At 72.9% G+C, this 23,932-nt stretch carries 20 protein-coding genes and 1 other RNA gene; 3 read left to right on the top strand and 18 right to left on the bottom strand.

The window, feature by feature from the left end; translation table 11 throughout:
• Positions 1 to 135: 135 nt before the first annotated feature.
• Complete coding sequence (locus ABD335_RS26720) at positions 136 to 420, bottom strand: DUF3039 domain-containing protein (protein ID WP_344328098.1); 285 nt, start codon at positions 418 to 420, stop codon at positions 136 to 138.
• Positions 421 to 487: 67 nt separating this feature from the next.
• Entirely contained in the window at positions 488 to 1,048 is a 561-nt protein-coding gene (locus ABD335_RS26715; RefSeq protein WP_344328097.1) for a YqgE/AlgH family protein, read from the bottom strand.
• 202 nt (positions 1,049 to 1,250) lie between these two features.
• On the opposite strand from ABD335_RS26715, the gene murA reads away from it, so the two are divergent.
• A complete protein-coding gene (gene murA, locus ABD335_RS26710; protein ID WP_344328096.1) occupies positions 1,251 to 2,579 on the top strand; it encodes a UDP-N-acetylglucosamine 1-carboxyvinyltransferase in 1,329 nt (442 codons plus the stop codon).
• Positions 2,580 to 2,757: 178 nt separating this feature from the next.
• Here the strand turns inward: murA and ABD335_RS26705 are convergent, their stop codons facing one another.
• The 11 genes from ABD335_RS26705 to ABD335_RS26655 all read right to left on the bottom strand — a co-directional run bounded on the left by ABD335_RS26705 (position 2,758) and on the right by ABD335_RS26655 (position 17,510).
• On the bottom strand, positions 2,758 to 3,039 hold the full coding sequence (locus ABD335_RS26705; RefSeq protein ID WP_344328094.1) for an HU family DNA-binding protein: 282 nt from the start codon (positions 3,037 to 3,039) through the stop codon (positions 2,758 to 2,760).
• A gap of 328 nt (positions 3,040 to 3,367) precedes the next feature.
• Positions 3,368 to 4,801: an NAD-dependent malic enzyme gene (locus tag ABD335_RS26700; protein WP_344328092.1), complete on the bottom strand. Its 1,434-nt coding sequence runs from the start codon at positions 4,799 to 4,801 to the stop codon at positions 3,368 to 3,370.
• A 472-nt stretch (positions 4,802 to 5,273) separates the two neighbouring features.
• Positions 5,274 to 7,640, bottom strand: coding sequence for a HelD family protein (locus tag ABD335_RS26695; protein WP_344328090.1), 2,367 nt, complete (start codon positions 7,638 to 7,640; stop codon positions 5,274 to 5,276).
• A 154-nt stretch (positions 7,641 to 7,794) separates the two neighbouring features.
• Positions 7,795 to 8,562 carry an anti-sigma factor family protein gene (locus ABD335_RS26690; RefSeq protein ID WP_344328089.1) on the bottom strand — a complete coding sequence of 256 codons (768 nt, stop codon included), beginning with the start codon at positions 8,560 to 8,562 and terminating at the stop codon, positions 7,795 to 7,797.
• Between the two features lie 5 nt (positions 8,563 to 8,567).
• Positions 8,568 to 9,107: a sigma-70 family RNA polymerase sigma factor gene (locus tag ABD335_RS26685; RefSeq protein ID WP_344328088.1), complete on the bottom strand. Its 540-nt coding sequence runs from the start codon at positions 9,105 to 9,107 to the stop codon at positions 8,568 to 8,570.
• A gap of 112 nt (positions 9,108 to 9,219) precedes the next feature.
• Positions 9,220 to 10,419 carry a uroporphyrinogen-III synthase gene (locus ABD335_RS26680; RefSeq protein ID WP_344328110.1) on the bottom strand — a complete coding sequence of 400 codons (1,200 nt, stop codon included), beginning with the start codon at positions 10,417 to 10,419 and terminating at the stop codon, positions 9,220 to 9,222.
• 134 nt (positions 10,420 to 10,553) lie between these two features.
• Positions 10,554 to 11,969, bottom strand: a complete 1,416-nt coding sequence (locus ABD335_RS26675; RefSeq protein WP_344328087.1) for a nitrate/nitrite transporter — start codon at positions 11,967 to 11,969, stop codon at positions 10,554 to 10,556.
• Positions 11,970 to 12,072: 103 nt separating this feature from the next.
• Positions 12,073 to 13,404, bottom strand: coding sequence for an acyltransferase family protein (locus ABD335_RS26670; protein WP_344328084.1), 1,332 nt, complete (start codon positions 13,402 to 13,404; stop codon positions 12,073 to 12,075).
• Positions 13,401 to 15,551: a bifunctional polysaccharide deacetylase/glycosyltransferase family 2 protein gene (locus tag ABD335_RS26665; RefSeq protein WP_486387930.1), complete on the bottom strand. Its 2,151-nt coding sequence runs from the start codon at positions 15,549 to 15,551 to the stop codon at positions 13,401 to 13,403. The genes ABD335_RS26670 and ABD335_RS26665 overlap by 4 nt, the downstream gene beginning before the upstream one ends.
• Before the next feature lie 56 nt (positions 15,552 to 15,607).
• Positions 15,608 to 16,183 (bottom strand): hypothetical protein, encoded by a 576-nt coding sequence (locus ABD335_RS26660; protein WP_344328083.1) that lies wholly within the window; start codon positions 16,181 to 16,183, stop codon positions 15,608 to 15,610.
• A 313-nt stretch (positions 16,184 to 16,496) separates the two neighbouring features.
• Positions 16,497 to 17,510 carry a LysR family transcriptional regulator gene (locus ABD335_RS26655; RefSeq protein WP_344328082.1) on the bottom strand — a complete coding sequence of 338 codons (1,014 nt, stop codon included), beginning with the start codon at positions 17,508 to 17,510 and terminating at the stop codon, positions 16,497 to 16,499.
• Positions 17,511 to 17,613: 103 nt separating this feature from the next.
• Between ABD335_RS26655 and ABD335_RS26650 the strand changes: the two genes are divergently transcribed.
• Complete coding sequence (locus ABD335_RS26650) at positions 17,614 to 18,990, top strand: MFS transporter (RefSeq protein WP_344328080.1); 1,377 nt, start codon at positions 17,614 to 17,616, stop codon at positions 18,988 to 18,990.
• A gap of 148 nt (positions 18,991 to 19,138) precedes the next feature.
• On the opposite strand, the gene ssrA is transcribed toward ABD335_RS26650, so the two are convergent.
• The 5 genes from ssrA to ftsE all read right to left on the bottom strand — a co-directional run bounded on the left by ssrA (position 19,139) and on the right by ftsE (position 23,297).
• Positions 19,139 to 19,509: a transfer-messenger RNA gene (gene ssrA / locus ABD335_RS26645) on the bottom strand.
• A 320-nt stretch (positions 19,510 to 19,829) separates the two neighbouring features.
• Positions 19,830 to 20,309: an SsrA-binding protein SmpB gene (gene smpB / locus ABD335_RS26640; RefSeq protein WP_344328079.1), complete on the bottom strand. Its 480-nt coding sequence runs from the start codon at positions 20,307 to 20,309 to the stop codon at positions 19,830 to 19,832.
• An 18-nt stretch (positions 20,310 to 20,327) separates the two neighbouring features.
• Positions 20,328 to 21,548: a S41 family peptidase gene (locus tag ABD335_RS26635; protein WP_344328078.1), complete on the bottom strand. Its 1,221-nt coding sequence runs from the start codon at positions 21,546 to 21,548 to the stop codon at positions 20,328 to 20,330.
• Between the two features lie 132 nt (positions 21,549 to 21,680).
• Entirely contained in the window at positions 21,681 to 22,598 is a 918-nt protein-coding gene (gene ftsX, locus ABD335_RS26630) for a permease-like cell division protein FtsX (RefSeq protein ID WP_344328075.1), read from the bottom strand.
• 9 nt (positions 22,599 to 22,607) lie between these two features.
• A complete protein-coding gene (ftsE, locus tag ABD335_RS26625; RefSeq protein ID WP_344328074.1) occupies positions 22,608 to 23,297 on the bottom strand; it encodes a cell division ATP-binding protein FtsE in 690 nt (229 codons plus the stop codon).
• A gap of 321 nt (positions 23,298 to 23,618) precedes the next feature.
• Between ftsE and ABD335_RS26620 the strand changes: the two genes are divergently transcribed.
• Entirely contained in the window at positions 23,619 to 23,822 is a 204-nt protein-coding gene (locus ABD335_RS26620; RefSeq protein WP_344328073.1) for a hypothetical protein, read from the top strand.
• Positions 23,823 to 23,932 lie beyond the last annotated feature (110 nt).

Below are 23,932 nucleotides of genomic sequence, written 5' to 3'. Positions count from 1 at the left end.
CAGCACGGCGGCCCCCGGACCACGCCGAGGCGTGGTCCGGGGGCCGCCGGAGGATGAGGTGGGAAGCCCTGCGAGGCCCTGCGCGGGAGGGATCAGGGCGGGCCGGACGGGACCGGAGACCTCACGGAGACGGCGTCACTTCCCGCCGCCGTCCTTGCCCTTGTCGCCGCCGGACCCCAGGGACTCGTAGATCTCCTTGCACATCGGGCAGACCGGGTACTTCTTGGGGTCGCGCCCCGGTACCCAGACCTTGCCGCAGAGCGCGACGACGGGGGTGCCGTCGAGCGCGCTGGCCATGATCTTGTCCTTCTGGACGTAGTGGGCGAAGCGCTCGTGGTCGCCATCGCCGTGGGACACCTGCGGGGTGGGCTCGACGAGGGTGCCGGTGCCCGTCCCGCGCTCGGGCTCAGGAGTGCTCATGGAGCCAGCGTACTGCGGTCCGCCCCGGAGCGGCCCGTGGCCCGACCCACCTCCGTCCGCTCCCCGGCTAGTTCAGCGAGGGGTCGTCCGGGTACGTGGCCACCATCGCCAGTTCGTTGCGCTGGCGGCGCAGCACGGCCCGCCACAGCCGCTGCGGATCGGGTGCGTAGACGTCCCCCGGCTCGGACTCCACGACGTACCAGGCCCCCTCCTCCAGCTCGTTCTCCAACTGGCCCGGACCCCATCCGGAGTAACCGGCGAAGATCCGCAGCGAGCCCAGCTCGGCGGCGAGCAGTTCGGGAGGCGCCTCCAGGTCGACCAGACCGATGGCCCCGTGCACTCGTCTCCACCCCAACGGGCCCTCGCCGCCGGGGACGACGGCGACGCCGAGCGCCGCGTCCAGCGAGACGGGACCACCCTGGAAGACCACGCCCGGCTCTCCCGCCAGGGCGGCCCAGGGCTCCAGGACGTCCTTGACGTCGACGGGGGTGGGCCGGTTGAGGACGATACCGAGTGAGCCCTCCTCGTCGTGGTCGAGGAGCAGCACCACCGCACGGTCGAAATTCGGGTCGGTCAGTGCCGGCGTCGCGACGAGCAGCCGCCCGGTGAGCGAGGTCACCTCGGTCATGCCCCAATGATCCCGCACTTCGGCCGTTCGCGGGGACCCAACCCCCCTATAACGTTGCGGAACGGCGCGAAGACGGTGCGTCCGCGGCGTCCGGAGCCCGCCCCCGGAGCCCCGCAGGCCGCCCCGCGGCGGGTACGGGCGGACCGGCGGCCATTACCATTCCCAGTGCCCCTGCTCTTTTACATCCTGGAACGCGAGGCCCATGACCGGCACTGACGACGTACTCCTTGTCCACGGCGGCACCCCGCTGGAGGGCGAGATCAGAGTCCGCGGCGCGAAGAACCTCGTGCCCAAGGCCATGGTCGCCGCACTGCTCGGCAGCGAACCGAGCCGGCTGCGCAACGTCCCCGACATCCGCGACGTGCGCGTCGTCCGCGGCCTGCTGGAACTGCACGGCGTCACCGTGCGCAGCGGCGAGGAGCCGGGGGAACTGGTGCTCGACCCCTCCCACGTGGAGAGCGCCAACGTCGCCGACATCGACGCCCACGCGGGCTCGTCCCGCATCCCGATCCTCTTCTGCGGCCCGCTGCTGCACCGGCTGGGCCACGCCTTCATACCGGGCCTGGGCGGCTGCGACATCGGCGGCCGGCCGGTGAACTTCCACTTCGACGTGTTGCGCGAGTTCGGCGCGACGATCGAGAAGCGCGCCGACGGGCAGTACCTGGAGGCCCCGCGGGGGCTGCGCGGCTGCAAGATCAGACTTCCGTACCCGTCGGTCGGCTCCACCGAGCAGGTGCTGTTGACGGCCGTGCTGGCCGAGGGCGTGACCGAGCTGTCCAACGCCGCCGTCGAGCCGGAGATCGAGGACCTCATCTGCGTGCTGCAGAAGATGGGCGCGATCATCTCCATGGACACCGACCGCACGATCCGCATCACCGGTGTGGAGAAGCTGGGCGGCTACAACCACCGCGCCCTGCCGGACCGCCTGGAGGCGGCCTCCTGGGCGAGCGCGGCGCTGGCGACCGAGGGCAGCGTGTACGTCCGCGGGGCCAGCCAGCGCGAGATGATGACGTTCCTCAACACCTTCCGCAAGGTCGGCGGCGCGTTCGAGGTGGACGACGAGGGCATCCGCTTCTGGCACCCGGGCGGCGCGCTCAACGCCATCGCCCTGGAGACGGACGTCCACCCCGGCTTCCAGACCGACTGGCAGCAGCCGCTGGTCGTGGCGCTGACCCAGGCGTCGGGCCTGTCGATCGTCCACGAGACGGTCTACGAGTCCCGGCTGGGCTTCACCTCCGCCCTCAACCAGATGGGCGCGCACATCCAGCTCTACCGCGAGTGCCTGGGCGGTACGCCGTGCCGCTTCGGCCAGCGCAACTTCCTCCACTCGGCGGTCGTCTCGGGCCCGACGAAGCTCCAGGGCGCCGATCTGGTCATCCCCGACCTCCGCGGCGGCTTCTCGTACCTGATCGCCGCCCTGGCGGCCCAGGGCACCTCCCGGGTCCACGGCATCAGCCTGATCAACCGGGGCTACGAGAACTTCATGGAGAAGCTGCCGGCGCTGGGGGCGCGGGTGGAGGTCCCCTCCTGAGCCGTCCCCGAGCGGTCCCCGAGCCGCCGTCCGGCGGCTCGGGGGAAGCGTGGGGAAGAAGGGGCCCGCGAAGGGCCCTCCCGAGCCGTCACAGGCCCGCTGAACAGCGCGGAGGGCGGTCACCCCGACCGGGGTGACCGCCCTCCTTCATGCGCCTGTGGTGTCACGCGCCAGGGGCTCACTTGCCCTTGGCGGCCTCCTTCAGCTTGGAGCCCGCGGAGACCTTCACGCTGTAGCCGGCCGGAATCTCGATCGGCTCGCCGGTCTGCGGGTTGCGCGCGGTACGAGCGGCCCGGTGGGTGCGCTCGAAGGTGAGGAAGCCGGGAATGGTGACCTTCTCGTCGCCCTTGGCGACGACCTCGCCGACGGTCTCGGCGAAGGCGGCCAGCACGGCGTCGGCGTCCTTACGGGTCACCTGGGCGCGCTCGGCCAGCGCTGCCACCAGCTCACTGCGGTTCATGTTACGTACTCCCGATGTTTTTCTTGCCTGTGAGGCGTGAGATCGAAGCCGATGCTGCCAGGGCCCTCGGACAGTCCCCGGACCCGGGTCTGCTTCCAGACCCTCGCGCCCCTGGGGGCGCCCCCAGGACGCAGTCCCCGGGGGAGCATCCTGCCTCCATACCTGGGGGGAAAGCCAATCCGGAGCCCTGTGACGTCACACGAAGAGCGCCCGTGACACGCTGCGATTACGCTCCGTGGCGACTTCCGGTGCCGCCTGGCCACCCTAAGGGGCCATCCGAGTGCCGTGCTCCCGACGCGCCGTTCCGGTGCTCCCGGACGTCCGGTCCCTAGGCGGTCGTGGCGGCCGTCACGGACTCGCCGGTGGCCATGACGGCGTCCCGCACCGCCCCGGCGACGGCTCCGGCGACCTTCTCGTTGAAGACGCTGGGGATGATGTAGTTCGCGTTCAGCTCGTCCTCGTGCACCACGTCGGCGAGCGCCCGCGCGGCGGCCAGCATCATCTCCTCGTTGACGGTGCGGGCCTGGGCGTCGAGGAGGCCGCGGAACACGCCGGGGAAGACCAGCACGTTGTTGATCTGGTTGGGGAAGTCCGAGCGGCCGGTGGCCACGACCGCGGCGGTCTGGCGGGCGATCGCCGGGTCCACCTCCGGGTCCGGGTTGGCGAGCGCGAAGACGATCGCGCCCTCGGCCATCGCCGCCACGTCCTCGCCGCCGAGGACGTCCGGGGCGGAGACGCCGATGAAGACGTCGGCGCCGACGACGGCCTCCTTGAGGGTGCCCGTCAGGCCCTCGGGGTTGGTGTTCTCGGCGATCCAGCGCAGCGGCGAGTCGGGGGCGGCGTTCACCAGGTCGGAGCGTCCGGCGTGCACCACGCCGTGGATGTCGGCGACCACCGCGTGCTTGACGCCCGCGGCCAGCAGCAGCTTGAGGATGGCGGTGCCGGCCGCTCCCGCGCCGGACATCACGACTCTCACGTCGCCGATGTCCTTGCCGACCACGCGCAGCGCGTTGGTCAGGGCGGCGAGCACGACGATGGCGGTGCCGTGCTGGTCGTCGTGGAAGACGGGGATGTCCAGGGACTCGCGCAGCCGCGCCTCGATCTCGAAGCAGCGGGGGGCGGAGATGTCCTCCAGGTTGATGCCCGCGAAGCCGGGGGCGACGGCCTTGACGATCTCGACGATGGCGTCGGTGTCCTGGGTGTCCAGGCACAGCGGCCAGGCGTCGATGCCCGCGAAGCGCTTGAAGAGGGCCGCCTTGCCCTCCATCACCGGCAGGGCGGCCTTGGGGCCGATGTTGCCCAGGCCCAGCACGGCCGAGCCGTCGGTGACGACGGCGACGGCGTTGCGTTTGATGGTCAGGCGGCGGGCGTCCTCGGGGTTGGCCGCGATCTGGGTGCAGACCCGGGCGACGCCCGGCGTGTAGATCATGGACAGGTCGTCGCGGTTGCGAATGGGGTGCTTCGACGCCATCTCGATCTTGCCGCCGAGGTGCATCAGGAAGGTTCGGTCGGAGACCTTGCCGATGACGACGCCCTCGATGTCCCGCAGCTTGGCGACGATCTCGTCCGCGTGCGCGGTGGAGGACGCCGCGATGGTGACGTCGATGCGCAGCCGCTCGTGGCCGGAGGCGGTGACGTCGAGACCGATGACCGAACCACCGGAGGATTCCACGGCCGTGGTGAGCTGGCTGACCGCCGATCCTCCGGCGGGCACCTCCAGACGGATGGTCATCGAGTACGAGACGCTGGGCGCCGTTGCCATGGCCGGTTTCCTCTACTTTCCCGTGGTGCAGTGACGTGGGATCCGGCCGCCGGGCCGGTTCACGTCACCCGATCGTCGCACTTACCGCCCAGTACGCGGTAACCCGTCTCCCCGACCGGAAAGTGTTTTCCGCCATATGGGACCTCCACGGGCGGTCCCGCGGGGGAGCGGAGCAGGAGAGACCCGGGAAAAGGTGCGAAAACGGATGAGAACGCACGGAAGGGCACGGGAAACACGAGGAAAAAGAAGGGGAAGGGGTCCGTTCCCGCCGGTCCGGCGAGGGTGGACCCCTTCCCCTTCTCATGTCGTATGACACCGACCCGCCATGCTCGCCTCGCGGCAAGTGGTCGCTCGAAGCGACGAAGGTTGGGCCCGGGGGCTTGGATCGGGCCGGTGCCACAGCCAGGCTAACAAACGATCGGCGTCGGTGATTCCACGCTGCGGACGCCGGGCCGCCCGGAGCGCGCGGCCCTCACTCTCTCAGCAGGTCCGGGACGCCCTCCGCGTCCGGCAGATCCCTCTCCCCCGACAGGACCGTCAGCCGCTGCGTGGCCCGCGTCAGCGCCACGTAGAGCACCCGCAGCCCGGCCGGGGACTCGTCCGCGATCTCCGCGGGCGAGACCACGAGCGTCGCGTCGTACTCCAGGCCCTTGGCCTCCAGGCTGCCCAGCGGCACCACGCGGTCGCCCAGCCCGTCCAGCCAGGCGCGCGCCTCGTCGCGGCGGCCCATGGCCACCACCACGCCGACCGTGCCCTCCACCTCGTCCAGCAGCCGCCGCGCCTCCTCGCGCACGGCCCGGCCCACGTCGCCGTCGGACGCCACGGCGAAGCGCGGCACCAGGCCCGTGGAGCGCACCGCCCTGGGGGGTCGCACGCCCGGCATGGCCAGGGCGAGCACCCGGGCGGACAGCTCGGCGATCTCGGCCGGATTGCGGTAGTTGACCGTCAGCTCGAAACGGCGGCGCGGCCGGGTGCCCAGCGCCTCGTCGCGGGCGGCGGCGGCCTCCTCCGGGTCGGACCAGGAGCTCTGCGCCGGGTCGCCCACGACCGTCCACGTCGCCTGGCGACCGCGGCGGCCGACCATCCGCCACTGCATCGGGGTGAGGTCCTGGGCCTCGTCCACGATGACGTGCGCGTAGTCGGTGCGCTCGTCCTGTCCGGCGGTCGCGGCCCGCTCGGCGCGGGTGGGGCGGGCGGCGAGGCGGTCGGCGTAGGTGGTCAGCTCCTCCAGGCCGGTGAGCTGGTCCAGCGGGTCCGCCTCCTTCACGCGGGGACGGGCCGGGGCGCCGAGCAGCACCCGCAGTTCGTCCAGGAGCGCGACGTCGTGGACGGAGAGCGGGCCGGAGCCGTCGGCGTCCAGCCGGGCCAGCGAGCGCGCCAGCCTGCGCGCCTCGCGCGGCTGGAGGATCCGGCGCGCCCAGCGGCCGAGCCGCTTCTCGTCGCCCATCGCGGCGAGCACCCGGCGCGGGGTCAGCTCCGGCCACCAGGCGTCGAGGAAGTCGGCGAAGACGGTCTCGGTGGAGACGTCCTCGTCGAACCCCTGCCGCGCCTCGGCCTCCAGTTCGGGGTCGGTGTACCGCCGCCCGGCCCCGGACTTCGCCCACAGGGCGTCCAGCAGGAGCCGCCGGGCGCGCGGGCGCAGCAGGTTGACGGGCGCGGTGCCGCCCAGCGCCTGGGCGCGGATCCTCCGCAGCTCCTCGGCGTCCAGCTCGATCCGCGAGCCGAAGGCGACCACCCGCAGGCTCTCCGGCACCCCGTCCGCTCCCGGCGCGCCCAGGTCCAGCGCGCCGCGCACCGCGCGGCGCAGCACCTTCACCATGCGGGAGGAGCCCTTGATCCGGGCGACGGCCTGCTCGTCGTAGGTGTCGGCCTCGGCGCCCTCCACCAGCGAGCCCAGCGCGCGGATGGCGACCTGGCCCTCCTCGCCCAGGGACGGCAGCACGCCCTCGGTGTACGACACCAGCAGCGGGGTGGGGCTGACGATCAGGATGCCGCCCGCGTACCGCCGCCGGTCCTGGTAGAGCAGGTACGCGGCGCGGTGCAGGGCGACGGCCGTCTTGCCGGTGCCGGGACCGCCCTCGACCTCGGTGACGGAGACGGCGGGGGCCCGGATGACCTCGTCCTGCTCGGCCTGGATGGAGGCGACGATGTCGCGCATGGAGTGGCCGCGGGCCCTGCCCAGCGCCGCCATCAGGGCGCCGTCGCCGACCACCGCCAGCTCCTGCCCGTCCAGGCGCGCGGTCAGCTCCGGGCGCAGCAGGTCGTCCTCCACCCCCAGCACCTTCCGGCCCTTGCTGCGGATCACCCGCCGCCGCACGACCCGGCCCGGCGCCACCGGGGTGGCCCGGTAGAAGGGCGCGGCGGCCGGGGCCCGCCAGTCGATGACCAGTGGGGTGTAGTCGGCGTCGAGCACGCCGAGCCGCCCGATGTGGAGGGTCTCGGCGATGTCCGCGACGGCGGCCCCGGTGTCGTCGGGGCGCACCGCGTCCTCGGCGGGCTCCACGGAGGTGTACGCGCCGTCCGGTCCGCGCTCGCCGTCCTTGCCGAGCAGCAGGTCGATGCGGCCGAAGAGGAAGTCCTCGAACTCGTTGTTGAGCCGGTTGAGGTGCACCCCGGCGCGGAAGACCTGCGCGTCCCGCTCGGCGAGCGCGCCCGGCGTGCCCACCTGGGCGCGCTTGGCCGCGTCCGCCATGAGGAACTCGGCCTCGTGGATCTTCTCCTCCAGGCGCCGGTAGACCGCGTCGAGGTGCTGCTGCTCCCCGCGGATCTCCCGCTCCCGGACGCCGTCGTGACCGCCGCGCCGGTCCTCGCCGCGGTCCTCGTCGGCGGTCCGCCGCACCGACGGCACTGTCTCCTGCGCTCCCAACGCACGGGCCCCCTTCTGGTGTACTCAGGGCAGCCGTCCACCGTACGCGACGCGGGGCGTGCCGCGCACGCGCGTGCGCGCGAAAGGGGGCTCGACGGGCGGGTGCGGACCGGGCGGCGGGCGGCGGTCACCCGGTCGGGAGCGTCACCAGGTGCCGTCCGTCGAGGGTGCGGATCTCGAAGCGCTCGATGTCCGAACGGTCGATTCCGGTGCCGCCGACCGTGTAGAGCGGGGTGTCGCCGTAGCCTCCGGCCGGGACGGACCAGGTGGTGACCGTCTGCCTGGCCCCGTCGCGGGAGACCGCCACCAGATCGCAGCTCTGCGGTCCGGTCACGCCCGACAGCCTCAGGGCCACCTCGGTGCCCCACGGCCGCTCCCACAGCGCGACCTCGGCGTCGGCGCCCGTCTCCGCGTCCCTGGCGATCAGCCGCTCGCCCTCGCGGTCGAACATCGCCTTGGCGGAGGCGGCGTACGACACCTCGGGCCGCGGCCCCTCCCGGTCGGCGACCGCCATGGTCGCCGCCGGTCCCCCGGCGACCATCAGCGCCACCGCGGCGGCCAGCGCCCAGCGCCGCCTGCGCCGCCGCCGGCGGACGGCCGCGGTCTCGGCCAGCAGCCGGTCCAACAGGCCGGGCGGCGGCGCGGGCGGCACCGGCTCCGGCGGGGCGAACCCGCCCGGCGGTCCCATGGCGCCGCCGGGGCCCGCCGGGCCCGGCGCGATCTCGGCCAGCAGGTCGGGCAGGGGGGCCAGTTCGGAGAGCCGGTGGGCGCACCGGGCGCAGAGCGCCAGGTGGGCCTCGAAGCGCGGGACGTCCTGTGGGTCCAGCGCCCCCAGCACGTACGCGCCGACGTCCAGGTGCTCGTTCGCCGGACCGTTCACGGCGCCGTCGTTCATGGCGTTCACGGCATGGTCACCCCCCGCTCCTCCAACGCGAGCCGCAACTGCCGCAGCCCGTAGAAGACCCGGGAGCGGACCGTACCGGTCGGGACGCCCAGGACGTGGGCGGCCTCGGTGACCGTGCGGCCCTTGAAGTATGTCTCGACGATGACCGTGCGGTGCGCCTCGGACAGCTCCCCGAGCGCGTCCGCGATCGTCATCAGCCGCAGCGCGCGGTCGATCTCGTCGGCGGCGGCGACCGTCTCCAGCGGTCCGTCGTCCACCTCCTGCGGGCGGGCCCGCCGTCCGCGGTGTCCGTCGATGACGATGCGCCGCGCGACGGTCACCAGCCACGGCCGCACCGAGCCGCCGTTGCCGCCGAGCCGGTCGGCGTTCCGCCAGGCGCGCAGCAGCGTCTCCTGTACGACGTCCTCGGCGCGGTGCCGGTCCCCGGCGACCAGCCGGAGGACGTACGCGAGCAGCGGGCCGGCGTGCTCGCGGTACAGCACCCGCATCAGTTCCTCGTCCGGCCCCTCCTGCACGTGTGGTCGCGGTCGGTCCATCACGGCGGCATCCTCACGCACACCGTCCTCCCCGTCGACGAGAATCCCGGGAGTTCTACGGGATTGGCGAAACGGCTCTCGCCGGGGGATACGGATGGTGTAGGTCGGACGTTCAGCCGTCGGCGGCGCGGTTCCCCTCGGTACTCCCCCGGGCGTTCCCCTCGGTATTCCCCTCGCCGGCGGACGGGCCGCCCGCCGAGCCGTCCGCGGGGTCGAAGGCGAGCCGGTAGCCGCGCTTGACCACCGTCTGGATCAGCCGCGGCCGGCCGAGCGCCGAGCGCAGCCGCGCCACCGCCGTCTCCACGGCGTGCTCGTCGCGTCCCGCGCCGGGCAGGACGCGCAGCAGGTCGGCGCGGGAGACCACCCAGCCGGGCCGCCGGGCCAGCGCCCGCAGCAGCGCCATTCCGGCGGGCGGCACGGGCCGCAGCTCGCCGTCCACGAGCACCGCGTGGCCGCGGATCTCCAGCCGGTGCCCGGCCACGGGCAGGACCGGGACGCGGCCGGGCAGCTCGGCGCAGAGGAGCTGGACCAGCGGACCGATCCGGAAGCGTTCGGGCCGTACGCAGGGCACGTCGTGGGCGGTCAGGGGCGAGGAGGTGACCGGTCCGACGCAGGCGGCCAGCACGTCGTGCCGGAGCGCGGCGAGCAGGCCGTCCCGCACGCCGCGCTCCCCGGCGCGCTCCAGCAGCGAGGCCGCGGCGGGGGCGCTGGTGAAGGTGACCGCGTCCACGGTCCGGGCCAGGACGGCGTCGAGGAGCCGGTCCACCGGGGCGATGTCCTCCGGCGGCAGCCAGCGGTAGACCGGTACGCCGACGACTTCCGCCCCCGAGGCGAGGAGGGACTCCACGAAGCCGGGCAGCGGCTCGCCGTGGAGCTGGACGGCCACCCGGCGCCCGGCGACGCCCTCCGCCAGCAGCCGGTCCAGGACCTCGGCCAGGGACTCGGAGGGGGGCGACCAGTCCTCGGTCAGTCCGGCGGCCCGGACCGCGCCGCGCGCCTTGGGGCCGCGGGCGAGGAGTTCCGCCTCGCCCAGCACGGCCCGCAGGGCGTCGCCCAGCCCCCAGCCGTCCGCGGCCTCCACCCAGCCGCGGAAGCCGATCGCGGTGGTGGCGACGACCACGTCGGGCGTGTCGTCGAGCAGTTCCCTGGTCGCGGCGAGGAGTTCGCCGTCGTCGGCCAGCGGCACGATCCGCAGGGCCGGGGCGTGCAGCACCTCGGCGCCGCGCCTCTCCAGCAGCGCGCCCAGTTCGTCGGCGCGCCGGGCGGCGGTGACGCCGACGGTGAAGCCTTCCAGTGGTCCGACCTGGTGCATGGGGTCCTCGTCCGCAGTCGTTCGCACGGGCCGCTCCGTACGGGATCGTAGGCGAACCGAGCCTGTCACCTGTCCGTGACGGGCTCGGTTCGCCGCGATGTCACCGGTGTTACGGGTGTCACGGCCGGGTTTCCTCACACCTCCGCGTAGGCGGGGCGCGTCTCCGGCTCGTCCGCCGCTCCCGCGGCCGTTTGCTCCCCGCCGGGGGCGCGGACGGCGGCGGGGGCCGTGCGCCGCAGGTATACGGTCCGGGTGACCGCCGCGCAGACCAGGTAGTAGCCGAGGAAGACGGCGAACGCGCCGGTGGCGGTGCCGGAGGAGAGGAACGACTGGCGCAGGGCCATGTTGATGCCCACGCCGCCGAAGCCGCCGACCGCGCCGATCAGCGCCATGGAGGCGCCCGACAGCCGCCTGGCGTGGACGGCCGCCGCCTCCTCGGCCAGGCCCGCCGCCAGGGCCTTGGCGCGGAAGATGCCCGGGATCATCTTGAACGTGGAGCCGTTGCCCAGGCCGGTGAGCACGAACAGGACGATGAAGGAGGCGATGAACAGCGGCAGCGACTCGCGCACGGACGCGACGACGACGAGGCCGGCCGCGACCGTCATGGCCGCGAAGTTCCACAGCGTCACGCGGGCGCCGCCGAGCCGGTCGGCGAGCCGGCCGCCGACGGGGCGGACCAGCGAGCCCAGCAGCGGGCCGATGAAGGTCAGGGAGGCCGCCTGGAGGGGGGTGCGGCCGAACTGGTTCTGGAGCACCAGGCCGAAGGCGAAGCCGTAGCCGATGAAGGAGCCGAAGGTGCCGATGTACAGGAACGCCATGATCCAGGTGTGGCGGTCCCTCGCGGCCTCCCGGGCGGCCCCGGTGTCGTTGCGGACCGGGCCGAGGTTGTCCATGTACCGCGCGCCGAGCACGGTGGCCACGACGATCAGCGGCAGGTAGGCGGCGAGCAGCAGCCTGGGGTGCGAGGCCCCGGCGACGGCGATGACGAGCAGCCCGGCGAGCTGGACGACGGCGACGCCGATGTTGCCGCCGCCCGCGTTCATCCCCAGCGCCCAGCCCTTCAGGCGCAGCGGGTAGAAGCCGTTGATGTTGGTCATGGAGGAGGCGAAGTTGGCGCCGCCGACACCGGTGAGGACCGCGACCACCATGAAGGTGGTGTACGAGGTCCCCGGTTCCATGACGACCAGCAGGGCGACGGTGGGCAGCAGCAGCATCGCCGCGCTGACCACCGTCCAGTTGCGCCCGCCGAAGCGGGCCACCGCGAAGCCGTAGGGGACGCGCAGCGCGGCGCCGACCAGCGAGGCGACGGCGACCAGGAAGAACTTCCCGGCCGGATCGATGCCGTACTCGGGGCCCATGAACAGGGCCAGCACCGAGAACATGCTCCACACCGAGAACCCGATGTGCTCGGAGAGCACCGACAGGACGAGGTTGCGCCGCGCGACGTGCCGGCCCTCCCGCTCCCAGAACTCCTCGTCCTCGGGGTCCCAGTGCTCGATCCAGCGGCCCGTGCCGCGTGTACTGCCGCGTGCGGTGGTCGGAGCGGTCATGGCGCCTCCACGGTGTCGGGTGTCGCCTCCCGACGCTAGGGACGCCGCGTTTCACCCCGATGCCGGAAGGTGACCTCCGCGCAACCTTGCGCTCACCCCGGGCTCAGCGCGCGTGTGAGCCTCCGCTCCCGGCGCCCGCGCGCCGCGGGCGCCGGGAGTCGGGCCGGGTGGGCCACGGCCTCGGGCGGCGGCGGGCGGAGACGTCCTCGGCCCAGCCGAAGACCAGGACGAGCAGGGCCAGCAGCGGCCAGACGAGCAGGAACATCAGCGGGACGTAGGAGCTCTCCAGCAGCCCGGAGAGGGTCGGCGACTGCCAGACGGCCGGGATGTTCCACAGCAGGTCGATCAGCGGCACGGTCGCGATCAGGGCGATCTCGTGCCACAGGTAGATCGACACCGCCCGGTTGTTGGCCAGCGTGACGAGCCCGTCGAAGCGCTGGAGCCGGTCGGGCAGCCGCTGCCAGGCGGGGCTGACCTGGAACAGCAGCACGCAGAACCCGAAGGACCACAGCGCCTGGGCCAACGGGACGTCGTTCAGGTCCCAGCCCTCCGGGCCCGGGTGGTCGGAGGCCCACCACAGGCCGACGCCCATGAAGATCGGGCCGAGGGAGGGGGCGAAGTACCGGGGGATGCGGTACAGGAGCCCGTCGTGGTGGGCGAAGCCGAGGACCCAGCAGGAGCCGTAGACCGCGAAGTCCCTGACCGCCTCGCCCGTGGCGCCGGGGATCTCCACCAGGCCCGTGCCGACGATCGCGGTCAGGCCGAGCGGCGCCAGCAGGGTCGGCCAGGGCATCCGGCGGAACGCCGTGAGCAGCAGCGGGGAGAGCAGCACGAACCAGAGGTAGGCGCGCAGGTACCACAGGGGTCCGGCGGCCTGTTCGGCCCAGCCCGCGTCGAGCATCCCGCCGTCCTCGCCGATGCGCATCGGGAAGGGCGGGGTGCCGACCGGCACCACCCAGAAGGCGATCTTCAGCCACCACCAGACGGCGTCCTCGCCCTTGGCCGGCCGCCAGCCCTGGGCGAACAGCACGCCGAGCACCACCACGCCGTACAGCCACAGCGGCAGCAGCAGGCGCCGGATCCGGCCGCGCAGCACGGCGAGGGCGGGACGGGCCAGCGAGCGGGCCATCAGGGCGCCGGCCAGCGCGAACATCACGCCCATCGACGGGAAGAGGAGCGTCAGCCAGCCCCAGGCGAAGGTGTGGTAGAGCACCACGCGGAACAGCGCCAGGGTGCGCAGCAGGTCCAGGTAGCGGTCGCGGCCGGAGAACTGCGACTGGGCGGTGACGGGGGCCCGGTGCCCGTGCCGGCCCCCCGCCGCGTCACGCGCCGCGTCCTCCGCCGTGTCCCTTGCCGGGTTCCCCGCCGTGCCGTCCGCCGGCACGCGGGGGACGGGGACCGTGGACGTGTCGGTGGGATCGATGGTGCCGCTCATACCAGGGCGCTCTTCTCCGGGTCGTGGCTGTGCTCCCCGCGGCGCCGGCCCTGGGCCGGGACGGTGGTGACGGGCGCGGCCTCCACGACACCCGTGCGGCGCAGCTTCTGCCAGCGCAGCCGGCCGCCGGTGAGCGCGGTGATCCAGGACTGGAGCAGCACCACGTACATCAGCTGCCGGTAGAGGACCTGCTGGAGCGGCAGGGAGATCAGGTGGGTCATGGGCTCGCGGTCCAGGCGGAAGGCGTACGCGGCGCACACCCCCTGGACCGCCAGGACGCCGAGCCAGGCCACGACGGTCTCCTTGGTGGGTCCGAAGACCAGGCCGTAGAGGAGGAACACGTCGATCAGCGGCGCCAGCAGCGGGGCGATCACCATGAACAGCGAGACCAGCGGCAGTCCGACGCGGCCGAAGCGGCCCGAGGGGCCGCGCTCGATCACGGCCCGGCGGTGCTTCCACATCGCCTGCATGGTGCCGTAGCTCCAGCGGTAGCGCTGCGACCACAACTGCCGGACGGACTCGGGGGCCTCGGTCCAGGCGCGGGCGTTCTCGGCGTAGACCACCCGCCAGCCGTCGCGGTGGATGGCCATGGTGATGTCGGTGTCCTCGGCGAGGGTGTCCTCGCTCATGCCGCCGACGCGCTCCAGCGCCTCGCGGCGGAAGGCGCCCACCGCGCCGGGGATGGTGGGCATGCACTGGAGCATGTCGTACATCCGCCGGTCGAGGTTGAAGCCCATCACGTACTCGATGTGCTGCCAGGCGCCGATGAGGGTGTCGCGGTTGCCGACCTTGGCGTTGCCGGCGACCGCGCCGACGCGCGGGTCGGCGAAGGGCTGCACCAGTTCGCGGACGGTGGTCGGCTCGAAGACGGTGTCGCCGTCCATCATCACGATGATGTCGTGGGAGGCGTGGGCGATGCCGTTGTTGAGGGCGGCGGGCTTGCCCGCGTTGGCCTGCCGCACCACCCGCACGTTCGGCAGTCCCATCGACTCCACGATGTCGGCGGTGCCGTCGCGGGAGCCGTCGTCCACGACGACGACCTCGATGGGGTGGTCACTGGCCGTCAGGGAGCGCACGGTGTTGGCGATGCACTTGGCCTCGTTGTACGCCGGGACCAGGACGGTGACGGGCTCGGTGACCGGGTTCCGTCCCCAGGCGAAGCCGCGCTTGCGCACCCGGCGGGCGTGGGTGGCCGAGAGCGCCAGCATCAGGCCGAAGCGGGCCAGGACGAGGCTGCCGATCACGGCCAGCCCCACCACCAGGACGCCCGTCAGCCGTTCGGAGAGGCCGACCGCGCCGACGAACGCCTTCCCCTTCCACAACTCGAGGCCGGTGGCGGGGGTGTGGGCGCTGGGCGCGTTCAACGCCTCGGTGAGATTGGCGAATTCGTATCCCTGGGACGTCAGTCTCGACAGCAACCGGTCCAGGGCGGTCACGGTCTGGGAGCGGTCGCCGCCGGAGTCGTGCAGCAGCACGATCGCGCCGTCGCCCGGCTTCTTCGGGGTGGCCCGCTCGACGATCTCCGCCACGCCGGGACGGGCCCAGTCCTTGCTGTCGGTGTCGTTGAACGCCGTGATGTAGCCGTGGCGGCCGATGTACTCGGTGACCCGCCAGGACTCGTTGTCCAGGGCGTGCGTGTGGGAGGAGTACGGCGGCCGGAACAGGGAGGTGCGCACCCCGGCCGCGCCGACCAGGGCGAGCTGGTTCTGCGAGAGCTGCCGGTCGATGCCGGAGGGATCCTGGTAGGACAGGTCGGGGTGGTTGAAGGTGTGCAGGCCGACCTCGTGGCCCTCCGCCACCATCCGCCTGACCAGGTCGGGGTGGCGGGAGGCCATGGTGCCGGTGACGAAGAAGACGGCGTGCGCGTCGTACTCGGCCAGCTTGTCGAGGACCTTGGGGGTCCACTCGGGGTCCGGGCCGTCGTCGAAGGTCAGCACGATCGTGCGGTCCGGCACCTCGTAGGTGACCGGTTTCTCGCCACGGGCGTCGACGACGGGGCCGCCTTCGAGGATCTCCCGGGGCACCCGGTCGTTGTCCCCCGGGGGACGCACCCGGTGGTCCGCGAGGAACTCGCTGTGGACGTAGCCGCGCAGCAGCAGCATGACGGCCACGGCCACCAGCAGCAGGGAGGGCAGCAGGTAGCGCAGGGGGAGCCTGCGGTTGCGCTGTTTGCGGTGGGCGGCGCGTCTGCGGGACGCGCGGCTCACGAGGTCCACCTCTCCCACCAGGAGACGTCGTCCACGCTCCTGCCTCCGTTCGCGTTGCCGCTCGCGCCGTTCGTTCCGCCGCGGTCGCCGCGTCCGCCGATGTCGGTGGGCTCGGGGGAGGCGGACGGCCGGGCGGGCTCGGGGACGGAGTCCCCGTCGTCCTCGGTTCCGCCCGTGCCGGGCCCGGCGGTCTGCCGCGGCGCGGCGGGAACGCCGCCGTCGCCGGTGGTGCCGCCCGGGGTGGGCGAGCCGGTCGGCGCGCCGGACGGCCGCTCGGGGGACGTGCCTCCGAGGGTGCCGGGGACGGACGGCTCGGTGGCGTCCGGGGAGGCGGAGGCGCTCGGCTCGGCCGTGCCGTCCGCCGGGCCGGGGGTCCGTGACGTGCTCGGGCTCGGAACGACCTCGACGGTCTCCGCCGTCTCGCCCTGGGGACCGGGTATGAGCAGCCAGGGCGCGGCGGAGCTGCCGCCGGCCATGCTGACCACCAGGATCACCGCGTAACAGGCGCACGCCGCGCCGAGCGCCCAGCCGACGCGCCGGAGCAGGCGACCGCGCTTACCGGTGCTGTCCACGAAGACCGGCCCGTCGGAGACCGGTGCCCCGGTCCTCTCAGCGCCGTCGAGAAAGTCTTGTTGGCTGTTCACTGCTCACCCGCGCCCCTTGCACTCGGCCGTTTGTTCGAGGTGCGCCACGGGCGAAACGGTCGGACTCGCATCGCCGGACCGACCCCCACCGGTCCGAGCGCCCCCTCTACACGGCGTCCGGACAGGAAATCTATCGCATGATTCCGGCCACAAGAGACGCTGTTCGGGCGATAGAAGAAACGGCGATCGACACGTGGTGACACTTCACCGGTTGTCCGACTCGCCCGCTTGTACCTGCCGTCTACAGGTTTTGTCCGCGGGGTCCGTGGGGCCGTCGGCCGCCCGCGCTCCCCCGCCCGTCACCGGCGACACGGACGTCCGCCTCCGGGAGCCAGGAGCCGTCGGGACGCTCCAGCCAGCGGCCCGCTCCGGCCTTCCGCCGGGCGGCGTCCAGGAGGGCGTCCAGCCCCGGGTGGCGCAGGCCGCGCCGCCACACCAGGGAGACCGGCGAGAGCGGCACGGGGTCGACGAGCGGGCGCAGGACCATGCCCGGCACCGCCACGAACTCCTCGCTCGCCAGCACCGACCAGCCCCGTGCGCGCACGACCCGGACGAACTCCGCCTCCCCCTCGATCCGGGGGAAGGGCGGGACGAGTCCGATGCCGCGGCCGGCGAACAGCAGGCGGGCGTAGTCGGTCCACTCGGCGGTCTCCTCGTTGCCCGCCCCGGCGTACAGTTCCTCCCCCGCCAGCGCGTCCAGCGGAACCCGGGGCAGTCGGGCCGACCGGTGGTCCTCGGGGAGCAGCACGGCGACGCGCTCGTACCGGATCAGTCGGTGGTCCAGTCCGGCGAGCACGGCCGGGGTCAGCCCGGCGACGCGGCCGAAGGAGACGTCGAGCCGTCCGGCGAGGATCTCCGCGGCGGCGCCGGTCAGTCCGCTGTGGTAGCGGGCGACGAACTCCAGCTCGGGGGCGAGCCGTCGGGCCTCGTCCAGCACGCGCTGACCGGTGGCGACCGGTGCGCCGGCATCGACGGTCAAGGGGCGCTCGTCGCGCGCGGCCACGGCGTCGAGTTCCTCGTGCGCCGCCAGGACGCGCCGGGCGTACGGCAGCAGCCGCTCGCCCTCGGGGGTCAGGGCGACGTGTCGGGTGGTGCGGACGAACAGCGCGGCGCCGAAGTGCTCCTCCAGCCGCCGGACGTCCCGACTCAGCGCCTGCTGGGCGACGAACAGCCGGGCGGCGGCACGGGTGAAGTGCAGTTCGTCGGCGACGGCGACGAAGGCGCGCAGCAGTCGGGGATCGGTGTCTCGGGGCACGCCCCATGGTCCCGCCGGTCCGCCGCACTGACAACCGATATGCGTGAATGCCCGCTGAGCAGGTGTTGGACGCCTTCCGGACCGCTGCCCGACGGTGTTGTCCATGCCGCATCACACCTCCTCCCCCGTTCGTGCGCGCCGCTCCGAGGCGCCCACCTCCCCGCTGTTCGCGCTGGGCGGCGAGACCCTGGTCGCCGCCCCGCGCGGCACGGCCGCCGGCCCACGGCGGGGCGGCCGTGCCGCGCCGCCCCGACTCGGCCCGTACGCGCGGCTGTTCGCCGCGCCCGGAACGGTCGCCTTCACCCTGGCGGGCCTGCTCGCCCGGCTGCCGATGGGCATGTTCGGCATCAGCGCGATCGTCATGATCGCCGGCACCCGCGGCTCGTACGCCCTCGCCGGGGCCGTCACCGCCACCGGCATGGCCGTGAGCGCCGTCGTGGCTCCGCTGATCGCCCGGCTGGTGGACCGGTACGGGCAGGCCCGGGTCGCCGTGCCCGCCGTCTCGCTCTCCGCGGCGGGCTCGCTGGCGCTGGTGCTGTGCGTGCGGTCCGGCGCCCCCGACTGGACGCTGTTCGCCGCCGAGGCGGCCTCCGTCACCGCCCCCAACATCGGGGGCATGGCACGGGCTCGCTGGGCGCACCTGTACCGCGGCCCCGCACCGGAGGCCGAGGCCGCGCGGCACACCGCCAACTCCCTCGAACAGGCCCTGGACGAGCTGTGCTTCATGCTCGGCCCGGTCCTGGCCACCGCCCTGTGCGTCTCGCTCTTCCCCGAGGCCGGCACCCTCGCCGCCACGGCCCTGCTGCTGGTCGGCACCCTGCTGTTCGCCGCCCAACGCCGCACCGAGCCGCCCGTCGAGCCGCGCGGCGACGACACCCGCGTGGCCGCGCTGTCGCGGATTCCCGGCCTGCCCCCGCTGCTGCTCGCCTTCCTCGCCACCGGAGCGGTCTTCGGCGCGTTGGAGGTGGTGACGGTGGCGTACGCCGACGGGCTGGGCCACAAGGCCGCGGCGGGGGCCGTGCTGGCCCTCCAGGCGCTGGGCTCGGGAGCGGCCGGGCTGGTCTTCGGCACCCTGCGCTTCTCCGGTCGGACGGAGTCGGTGCGCCGGCGCCTGGCGGTGTGCGTGGGCGCGATGGCCGTCCTGATGACGCTGCCGTTGCTCGCCTCGACCACCGGCAATCTGGTGGTGCTGGCCCCCGCGCTGCTGGTCGCCGGGATGGCGACGGCCCCGGCGATGGTCACCGGCATGACGCTGGTCCAGCGGCTCACCCCGCCCGACCGGCTGAACGAGGGCATGACCCTGGCCGTCACCGCGCTGCTGGGCGGCATAGCCGCCGGTTCGGCGGCGGGCGGCTGGGCGGCGGAGCACCTGGGCGGCTCGTGGGGCTACGCGGTGCCGCCCACCGCCGCGGCGCTCGCGGCGGGGGTGGCCCTGGCGATGGCGGTGGGACGGCGGTCCCCGGGCACGGCGTCCGGCTAGTCGCCCGGCGGGCCACGGCGGGCGGTGTCGGATGCCGCCGTCCGGGTCCGGTGCCTCCGGGAGCGCGGGCGGCGCGGGCGGCAGGGCCGGCGGGAGCGGACACACGAAAGCGGCGGGAGAGTCCGAGACTCTCCCGCCGCTTGTTCGTCAGTGGAGATGGCGGGAATCGAACCCGCGTCCAACGGTGCAGAACCAGGGCTTCTCCGAGCGCAGTCCGCTGTGCTTTTCTCGGCCCCGGCGGTCACGCGGACAAGCCGCCGACGGGCTCAGTCACTGTTTGTTGTCCCACACACCCCCGTGACCGAGGCATGTGGTGAGTTCCCTAGCTGATGCCAGGATCCAGGACGGGAACGCGCCTGGGCTGACACTTCACCAGTCGCTGATCAGGCAGCGAGGGCGAAGGAATCGCGCTTGTTGTTGGCGATTATTTTTTCGCGGCACATGGTTAACGAGATCATTGCCGCGTTCCTCGGCTCGCTTCCCCTGCTTCAACAGCCGTTGTCGAAACCGATCATCCCCATGTTGAGTTGACAAGCACATCCGGCCGGAGCCGGACGGCGCTGCTGCCATTCTACGGGATCAACGCGAAGACCTGCCAGCGTATTCCCCTGACGGGGAGGCCGCTCGGGCGACCCGCGTCGACCGCCGTACGCACGGTCCAACGGGGGCGTCCACGGGATTGTTCCCGCGGCCCACGTGTGGTCCGGCCCACACGGCGCGGACCCCGCGGACCCTGTGGAAACGCCCCCGACCTCCGGTCGGGGGCGTGGGCGCACGGCGGCATGGCGGACGGGCCGGGACCCGCGCGCGGGGCGGCGGGAAGCCGCCCGGGGAGGGGACTAGCTCCGCTGCCGTCGCCGTGCGGCGGACATCGCGCGCTCGGCCTCGCGGCGGTCCTGCCGCTCCCGCAGCGCCTGCCGCTTGTCGTACTCCTTCTTGCCTCGCGCCAGGGCGATCTCGACCTTGGCCCGCCCCTCCTTGAAGTAGAGCTGGAGCGGCACCAGCGTCAGACCGGTCTCCTGGAGCTTGCCGATCAGCTTGTCGATCTCCGCGCGGTGCATCAGCAGCTTCCGCTTGCGCCGCGCGCTGTGGTTGGTCCACGTCCCCTGGGCGTACTCGGGGATGTGGACGTTGTGCAGCCACGCCTCACCGTCGTCGATCTGGGCGAACCCGTCCACCAGCGACGCGCGGCCCTGCCGCAGCGACTTCACCTCGGTGCCGGTCAGCACCAGCCCGCACTCGTAGGTGTCGAGGACGAGGTAGTCGTGCCGCGCCTTCTTGTTCTGCGCGATGAGTTTGCGACCCGTCTCTTTAGCCATAGCCGGGTCATTGTCCCACTACGACCGGGTGCCGAGGCCACTCAATACCGTGCGCGCCTCCTCCAGCGCGTTCTCGCCGGGCCGCACCTCCAGGTCGGGGGCGATGCCCTCCCGCTCGACGGTCCGGCCGGCGGGGGTGGTGTACTCGCCGACGGTCATCTCGGCGACCGAGCCGTCCGGCTGCTCCCGGGGCACCTGGACCGAGCCCTTGCCGAAGGTGCGGGTGCCGACCACGACCGCGCGACCGCGGTCCTGGAGGGCGCCGGTCAGCAGTTCGGCGGCGCTCATCGTGCCGCCGTCGACCAGCACCACCAGCGGGGACTCGGTGTTCCCGCCGGGCTCGGCGTAGAGGGCGTGCCGGGTGTCGTCGCCGTAGGTGGCGACGAGGCCGCCGTCGAGGAAGGCGGAGGCGGCGTCGGTGGCCTCGGCGACCAGGCCGCCGGGGTTGCCGCGCAGGTCGAGCAGGATTCCCTCGTCCGGCGGAAGGCGGTCGGCCACGCGCCGCACCTCGTCGCCGGAGCCCTTGGTGAACGAGTCGATCCGGATGCGGGTGACGTCCTCGCCGAGGGAGGAGACGGTGACGGTCTCGACGCTCAGCCTGGCCCGTCTGAGCCTCTCGCTCCACGTGCGGCCGTCGCGTTCGAGGTCGAGGACGACCTCGCTGCCGGGCGAGGAACCCTCTCCGGGCGGACCGCCGCGCAGCAGGGTCACGACGTCGGTGACCGGGCGGCCGGCGGTCCCGGTGCCGTCGATCGCGAGCAGCCGGTCGCCGGCGCGGACCCCGGCCTCGTCGGCGGGGCTGCCGGGCCGGACGCGGGCGACCTCGATCCGGTCGGCGGACGAGCTGCGGACGGTTATGCCGACGCCCACGTACTCGCCGTCCAGGGCCATGCGCAGCCCCTCGTACTCGCGGGCGGTGTACGCGGCGGCCCAGCGGTCCCCGCTGCGGCTGACGAGCTCCTCGGCGTCGTGGGCGCCGCCCTGTGTGTCGCCCTGGGCGCCGCCGTCCCCCGCGCCCCCGCCCTCACCCGACCGGAGCGGCCGAGGACTCACCGGGGACGCGTCACCGTGCGTGACGCCTCCCCACGATTCGGTGACGGCTCCGGTGGCCAGGACGGTCACGAAGACCAGGGTCAGCCCGGCCCCGCGGAGGACGCGGTGCGGCCGGTGCTCGCCGTCCGCGAACCCGTTCACGGTCCGGGCGGAGCCCCGTGGAGCGAACATCGACGGACCCGACATGCTGCGGAGTCTAGGACACGGGCGGGCGTCGCACGGGAGGTTGCACGTGCGTCCGGCCGCGTCCTTCGTCACATCCGGCTCGCGCTCGGGGGCGGTTCGGACGCCCCCGAGCGCCCCTGACTCGCGTCTCCGTCACACCTTCAAGTACTTACGGAGGGTGAAGAAGGCGGCCAGGGAGGGCATCAGCACGCCGACCACGAAGACCAGCGGGAGCACCTTGAACAGCGCGTCCCAGCCGATGAAGTTGATCAGCGGCATCTGCTCGGCGAGCGAGAGGCCCGCGTCGATCAGGAAGTAGCGGCCGACCACCAGCAGCACGGTGGCCCCGACGGCGCCCAACAGGCCCGCGAAGGCGGCCTCCGCGATGAACGGCATCTGGATGTAGAAGCTGGAGGCGCCCACCAGCCGCATGATGCCCGTCTCCCGGCGCCGGCTGAACGCCGCCACCCGCACGGTGTTGACGATCAGCAGCAGGGCGACCACCAGCATCAGGCCCATCAGGCCGAGGGCCGCCCAGTTCATGCCGTTGAGCATCCGGAAGAGGTTCTCCAGGAGGTTCCTCTGGTCCTGGACCTCCTGGACGCCCTCGCGGCCGGAGAACGCGGTGCTGATGACCTCGAACTTGGTCGGGTCCGTCAGCTTGACGCGGTAGGACTCCTGCATCTGGTCCGGGGTCAGCGAGTCGGCCAGCGGGGAGTCCTTGAACTGCTCCTGGTAGTGCTTGTACGCCTGTTCGGCGGACTCGTGGTAGACCCTGTCCACCACGTCGAGCTTCTCGAGGTCCGCCAGGATCTGTCGCTTCTGCTGCGCGGTGACCGCTCCCCTGGCGCAGTTGGGGTCGGACTCGGCGTCGTTCTCGTTGCAGAGGTAGATCGACACCTGGACCTTGTCGTACCAGTACCCCTTCATGCTGTCGACCTGCTCGCGGGCGAGCAGCGCGCCGCCGAGCAGGGCCAGCGAGAGGGCGACGGAGACGATCACCGCGAAGGTCATCGTGAGGTTGCGGCGGAGACCGACGCCGATCTCCGACAGTACGAACTGGGCGCGCATGGCGTCCTTTCAGTGCTGGTAGCCGTAGACACCGCGCGACTGGTCGCGCACGAGACGGCCCTTCTCTAGTTCGATCACGCGCTTGCGCATCTGGTCGACGATCTGCTGGTCGTGGGTGGCCATGACCACGGTCGCACCGGTGCGGTTGATCCGGTCCAGCAGCTTCATGATGCCGACGGAGGTCTGCGGGTCGAGGTTGCCGGTCGGTTCGTCGGCGATCAGCAGCTTCGGCTTGTTGACGAACGCGCGGGCGATGGCGACACGCTGCTGCTCACCACCGGACAACTCGCCGGGCATGCGGTCCTCCTTGCCCGCGAGGCCGACCAGATCGAGCACCTGGGGAACGGACTTGCGGATGTCGCCGCGCGACCTGCCGATCACCTCCAGGGCGAAGGCGACGTTCTCCCCGACGGTCTTGTTGGGGAGGAGTCGGAAGTCCTGGAAGACCGTGCCGATCTGGCGGCGCATGTGCGGCACCTTCCAGTTGGACAGGCGGGCGAGGTCCTTGCCGAGGACGTGCACCTGCCCGTGGCTGGCGCGCTCCTCCCGGAGGATCAGTCGCAGGAAGGTGGACTTGCCCGAACCGGATGAGCCCACCAGGAAGACGAACTCGCCGCGCTCGATCTCCAGCGAGACGTCGCGGAGGGCGGGGCGGTTCTGCTTGGGGTAGAACTTCGAGACGTTGTCGAATCGGATCACGGATTTACACCACGTCGACCTGGGTAGGGGCAGCGGGAGCCGCGGAGTGGTTCCCCGTCGGTGTGGTGACACTACGCGATGCGGGGCGAGGGCCGCAGTCGGCGTCCGGTGTTGGTGGCCCCGTTCACGGGAACATCAGGCACAATCCACGCATTGACCGCCACCGTCTGCGCTCGGAGCCCGCGCCTGGCACAGTGGAGACGGTGGACGCGCCGCTTCCGGAAGTTCGGGAACGGTGTGGGAACAGTCCGGAAACAGTCGGGAACGGCCGGGAACAGAGCGCCGCCCCGCGGCGTTGGCGCTACATAAGGAGGACATCGCATGACGTGCGACCGACTGGTGTGCGCCAACTGCGCAGGACCGGTGAGCGAGGGCCGATGCCGGGTGTGCCGCGCACACCGTGAGCAGATGCATCAGGAGAACGGCCTGTTCTCGATGCTGGGATCCCTCTCTCCGGCGGCGTTGGCCGCCCTGCTGCTCACCTTGATCGCGGTGGCCCTGCTGGCGCGCCAGGCGACGGCGTAGGCCGTCCGTACGGCGCCCGTGGGGCCCGTACGCCCCTGCCGGCACCACCACCCCATCCCACCCGGACGAGAGACACCACGGACATCACGAGGGCCCGGGACGCGTGCGCG

Origin of the sequence: Streptomyces macrosporus (assembly GCF_039533145.1) — a bacterium.
Taxonomy (GTDB): Bacteria; Actinomycetota; Actinomycetes; order Streptomycetales; family Streptomycetaceae; genus Streptomyces; species Streptomyces macrosporus.
Note: the sequence above shows the minus strand (reverse complement) of the source record. Positions and strands in the feature narration are given on the sequence as shown.

Coding starts and splice junctions, on each gene's coding strand:
- ABD335_RS26720 (WP_344328098.1), bottom strand. CDS start 420: ATGAGCACTCCTGAGCCCGAGCGCGGGACGGGCACCGGCACCCTCGTC.
- ABD335_RS26675 (WP_344328087.1), bottom strand. CDS start 11,969: ATGACCGCTCCGACCACCGCACGCGGCAGTACACGCGGCACGGGCCGC.
- ftsX (WP_344328075.1), bottom strand. CDS start 22,598: ATGCGCGCCCAGTTCGTACTGTCGGAGATCGGCGTCGGTCTCCGCCGC.
- ABD335_RS26680 (WP_344328110.1), bottom strand. CDS start 10,419: ATGCACCAGGTCGGACCACTGGAAGGCTTCACCGTCGGCGTCACCGCC.
- ABD335_RS26690 (WP_344328089.1), bottom strand. CDS start 8,562: ATGAACGACGGCGCCGTGAACGGTCCGGCGAACGAGCACCTGGACGTC.
- ABD335_RS26715 (WP_344328097.1), bottom strand. CDS start 1,048: ATGACCGAGGTGACCTCGCTCACCGGGCGGCTGCTCGTCGCGACGCCG.
- ABD335_RS26635 (WP_344328078.1), bottom strand. CDS start 21,548: ATGTCGGGTCCGTCGATGTTCGCTCCACGGGGCTCCGCCCGGACCGTG.
- ABD335_RS26650 (WP_344328080.1), top strand. CDS start 17,614: ATGCCGCATCACACCTCCTCCCCCGTTCGTGCGCGCCGCTCCGAGGCG.
- smpB (WP_344328079.1), bottom strand. CDS start 20,309: ATGGCTAAAGAGACGGGTCGCAAACTCATCGCGCAGAACAAGAAGGCG.
- ABD335_RS26705 (WP_344328094.1), bottom strand. CDS start 3,039: ATGAACCGCAGTGAGCTGGTGGCAGCGCTGGCCGAGCGCGCCCAGGTG.
- ABD335_RS26685 (WP_344328088.1), bottom strand. CDS start 9,107: ATGGACCGACCGCGACCACACGTGCAGGAGGGGCCGGACGAGGAACTG.
- ABD335_RS26670 (WP_344328084.1), bottom strand. CDS start 13,404: ATGAGCGGCACCATCGATCCCACCGACACGTCCACGGTCCCCGTCCCC.
- ABD335_RS26620 (WP_344328073.1), top strand. CDS start 23,619: ATGACGTGCGACCGACTGGTGTGCGCCAACTGCGCAGGACCGGTGAGC.
- murA (WP_344328096.1), top strand. CDS start 1,251: ATGACCGGCACTGACGACGTACTCCTTGTCCACGGCGGCACCCCGCTG.
- ABD335_RS26700 (WP_344328092.1), bottom strand. CDS start 4,801: ATGGCAACGGCGCCCAGCGTCTCGTACTCGATGACCATCCGTCTGGAG.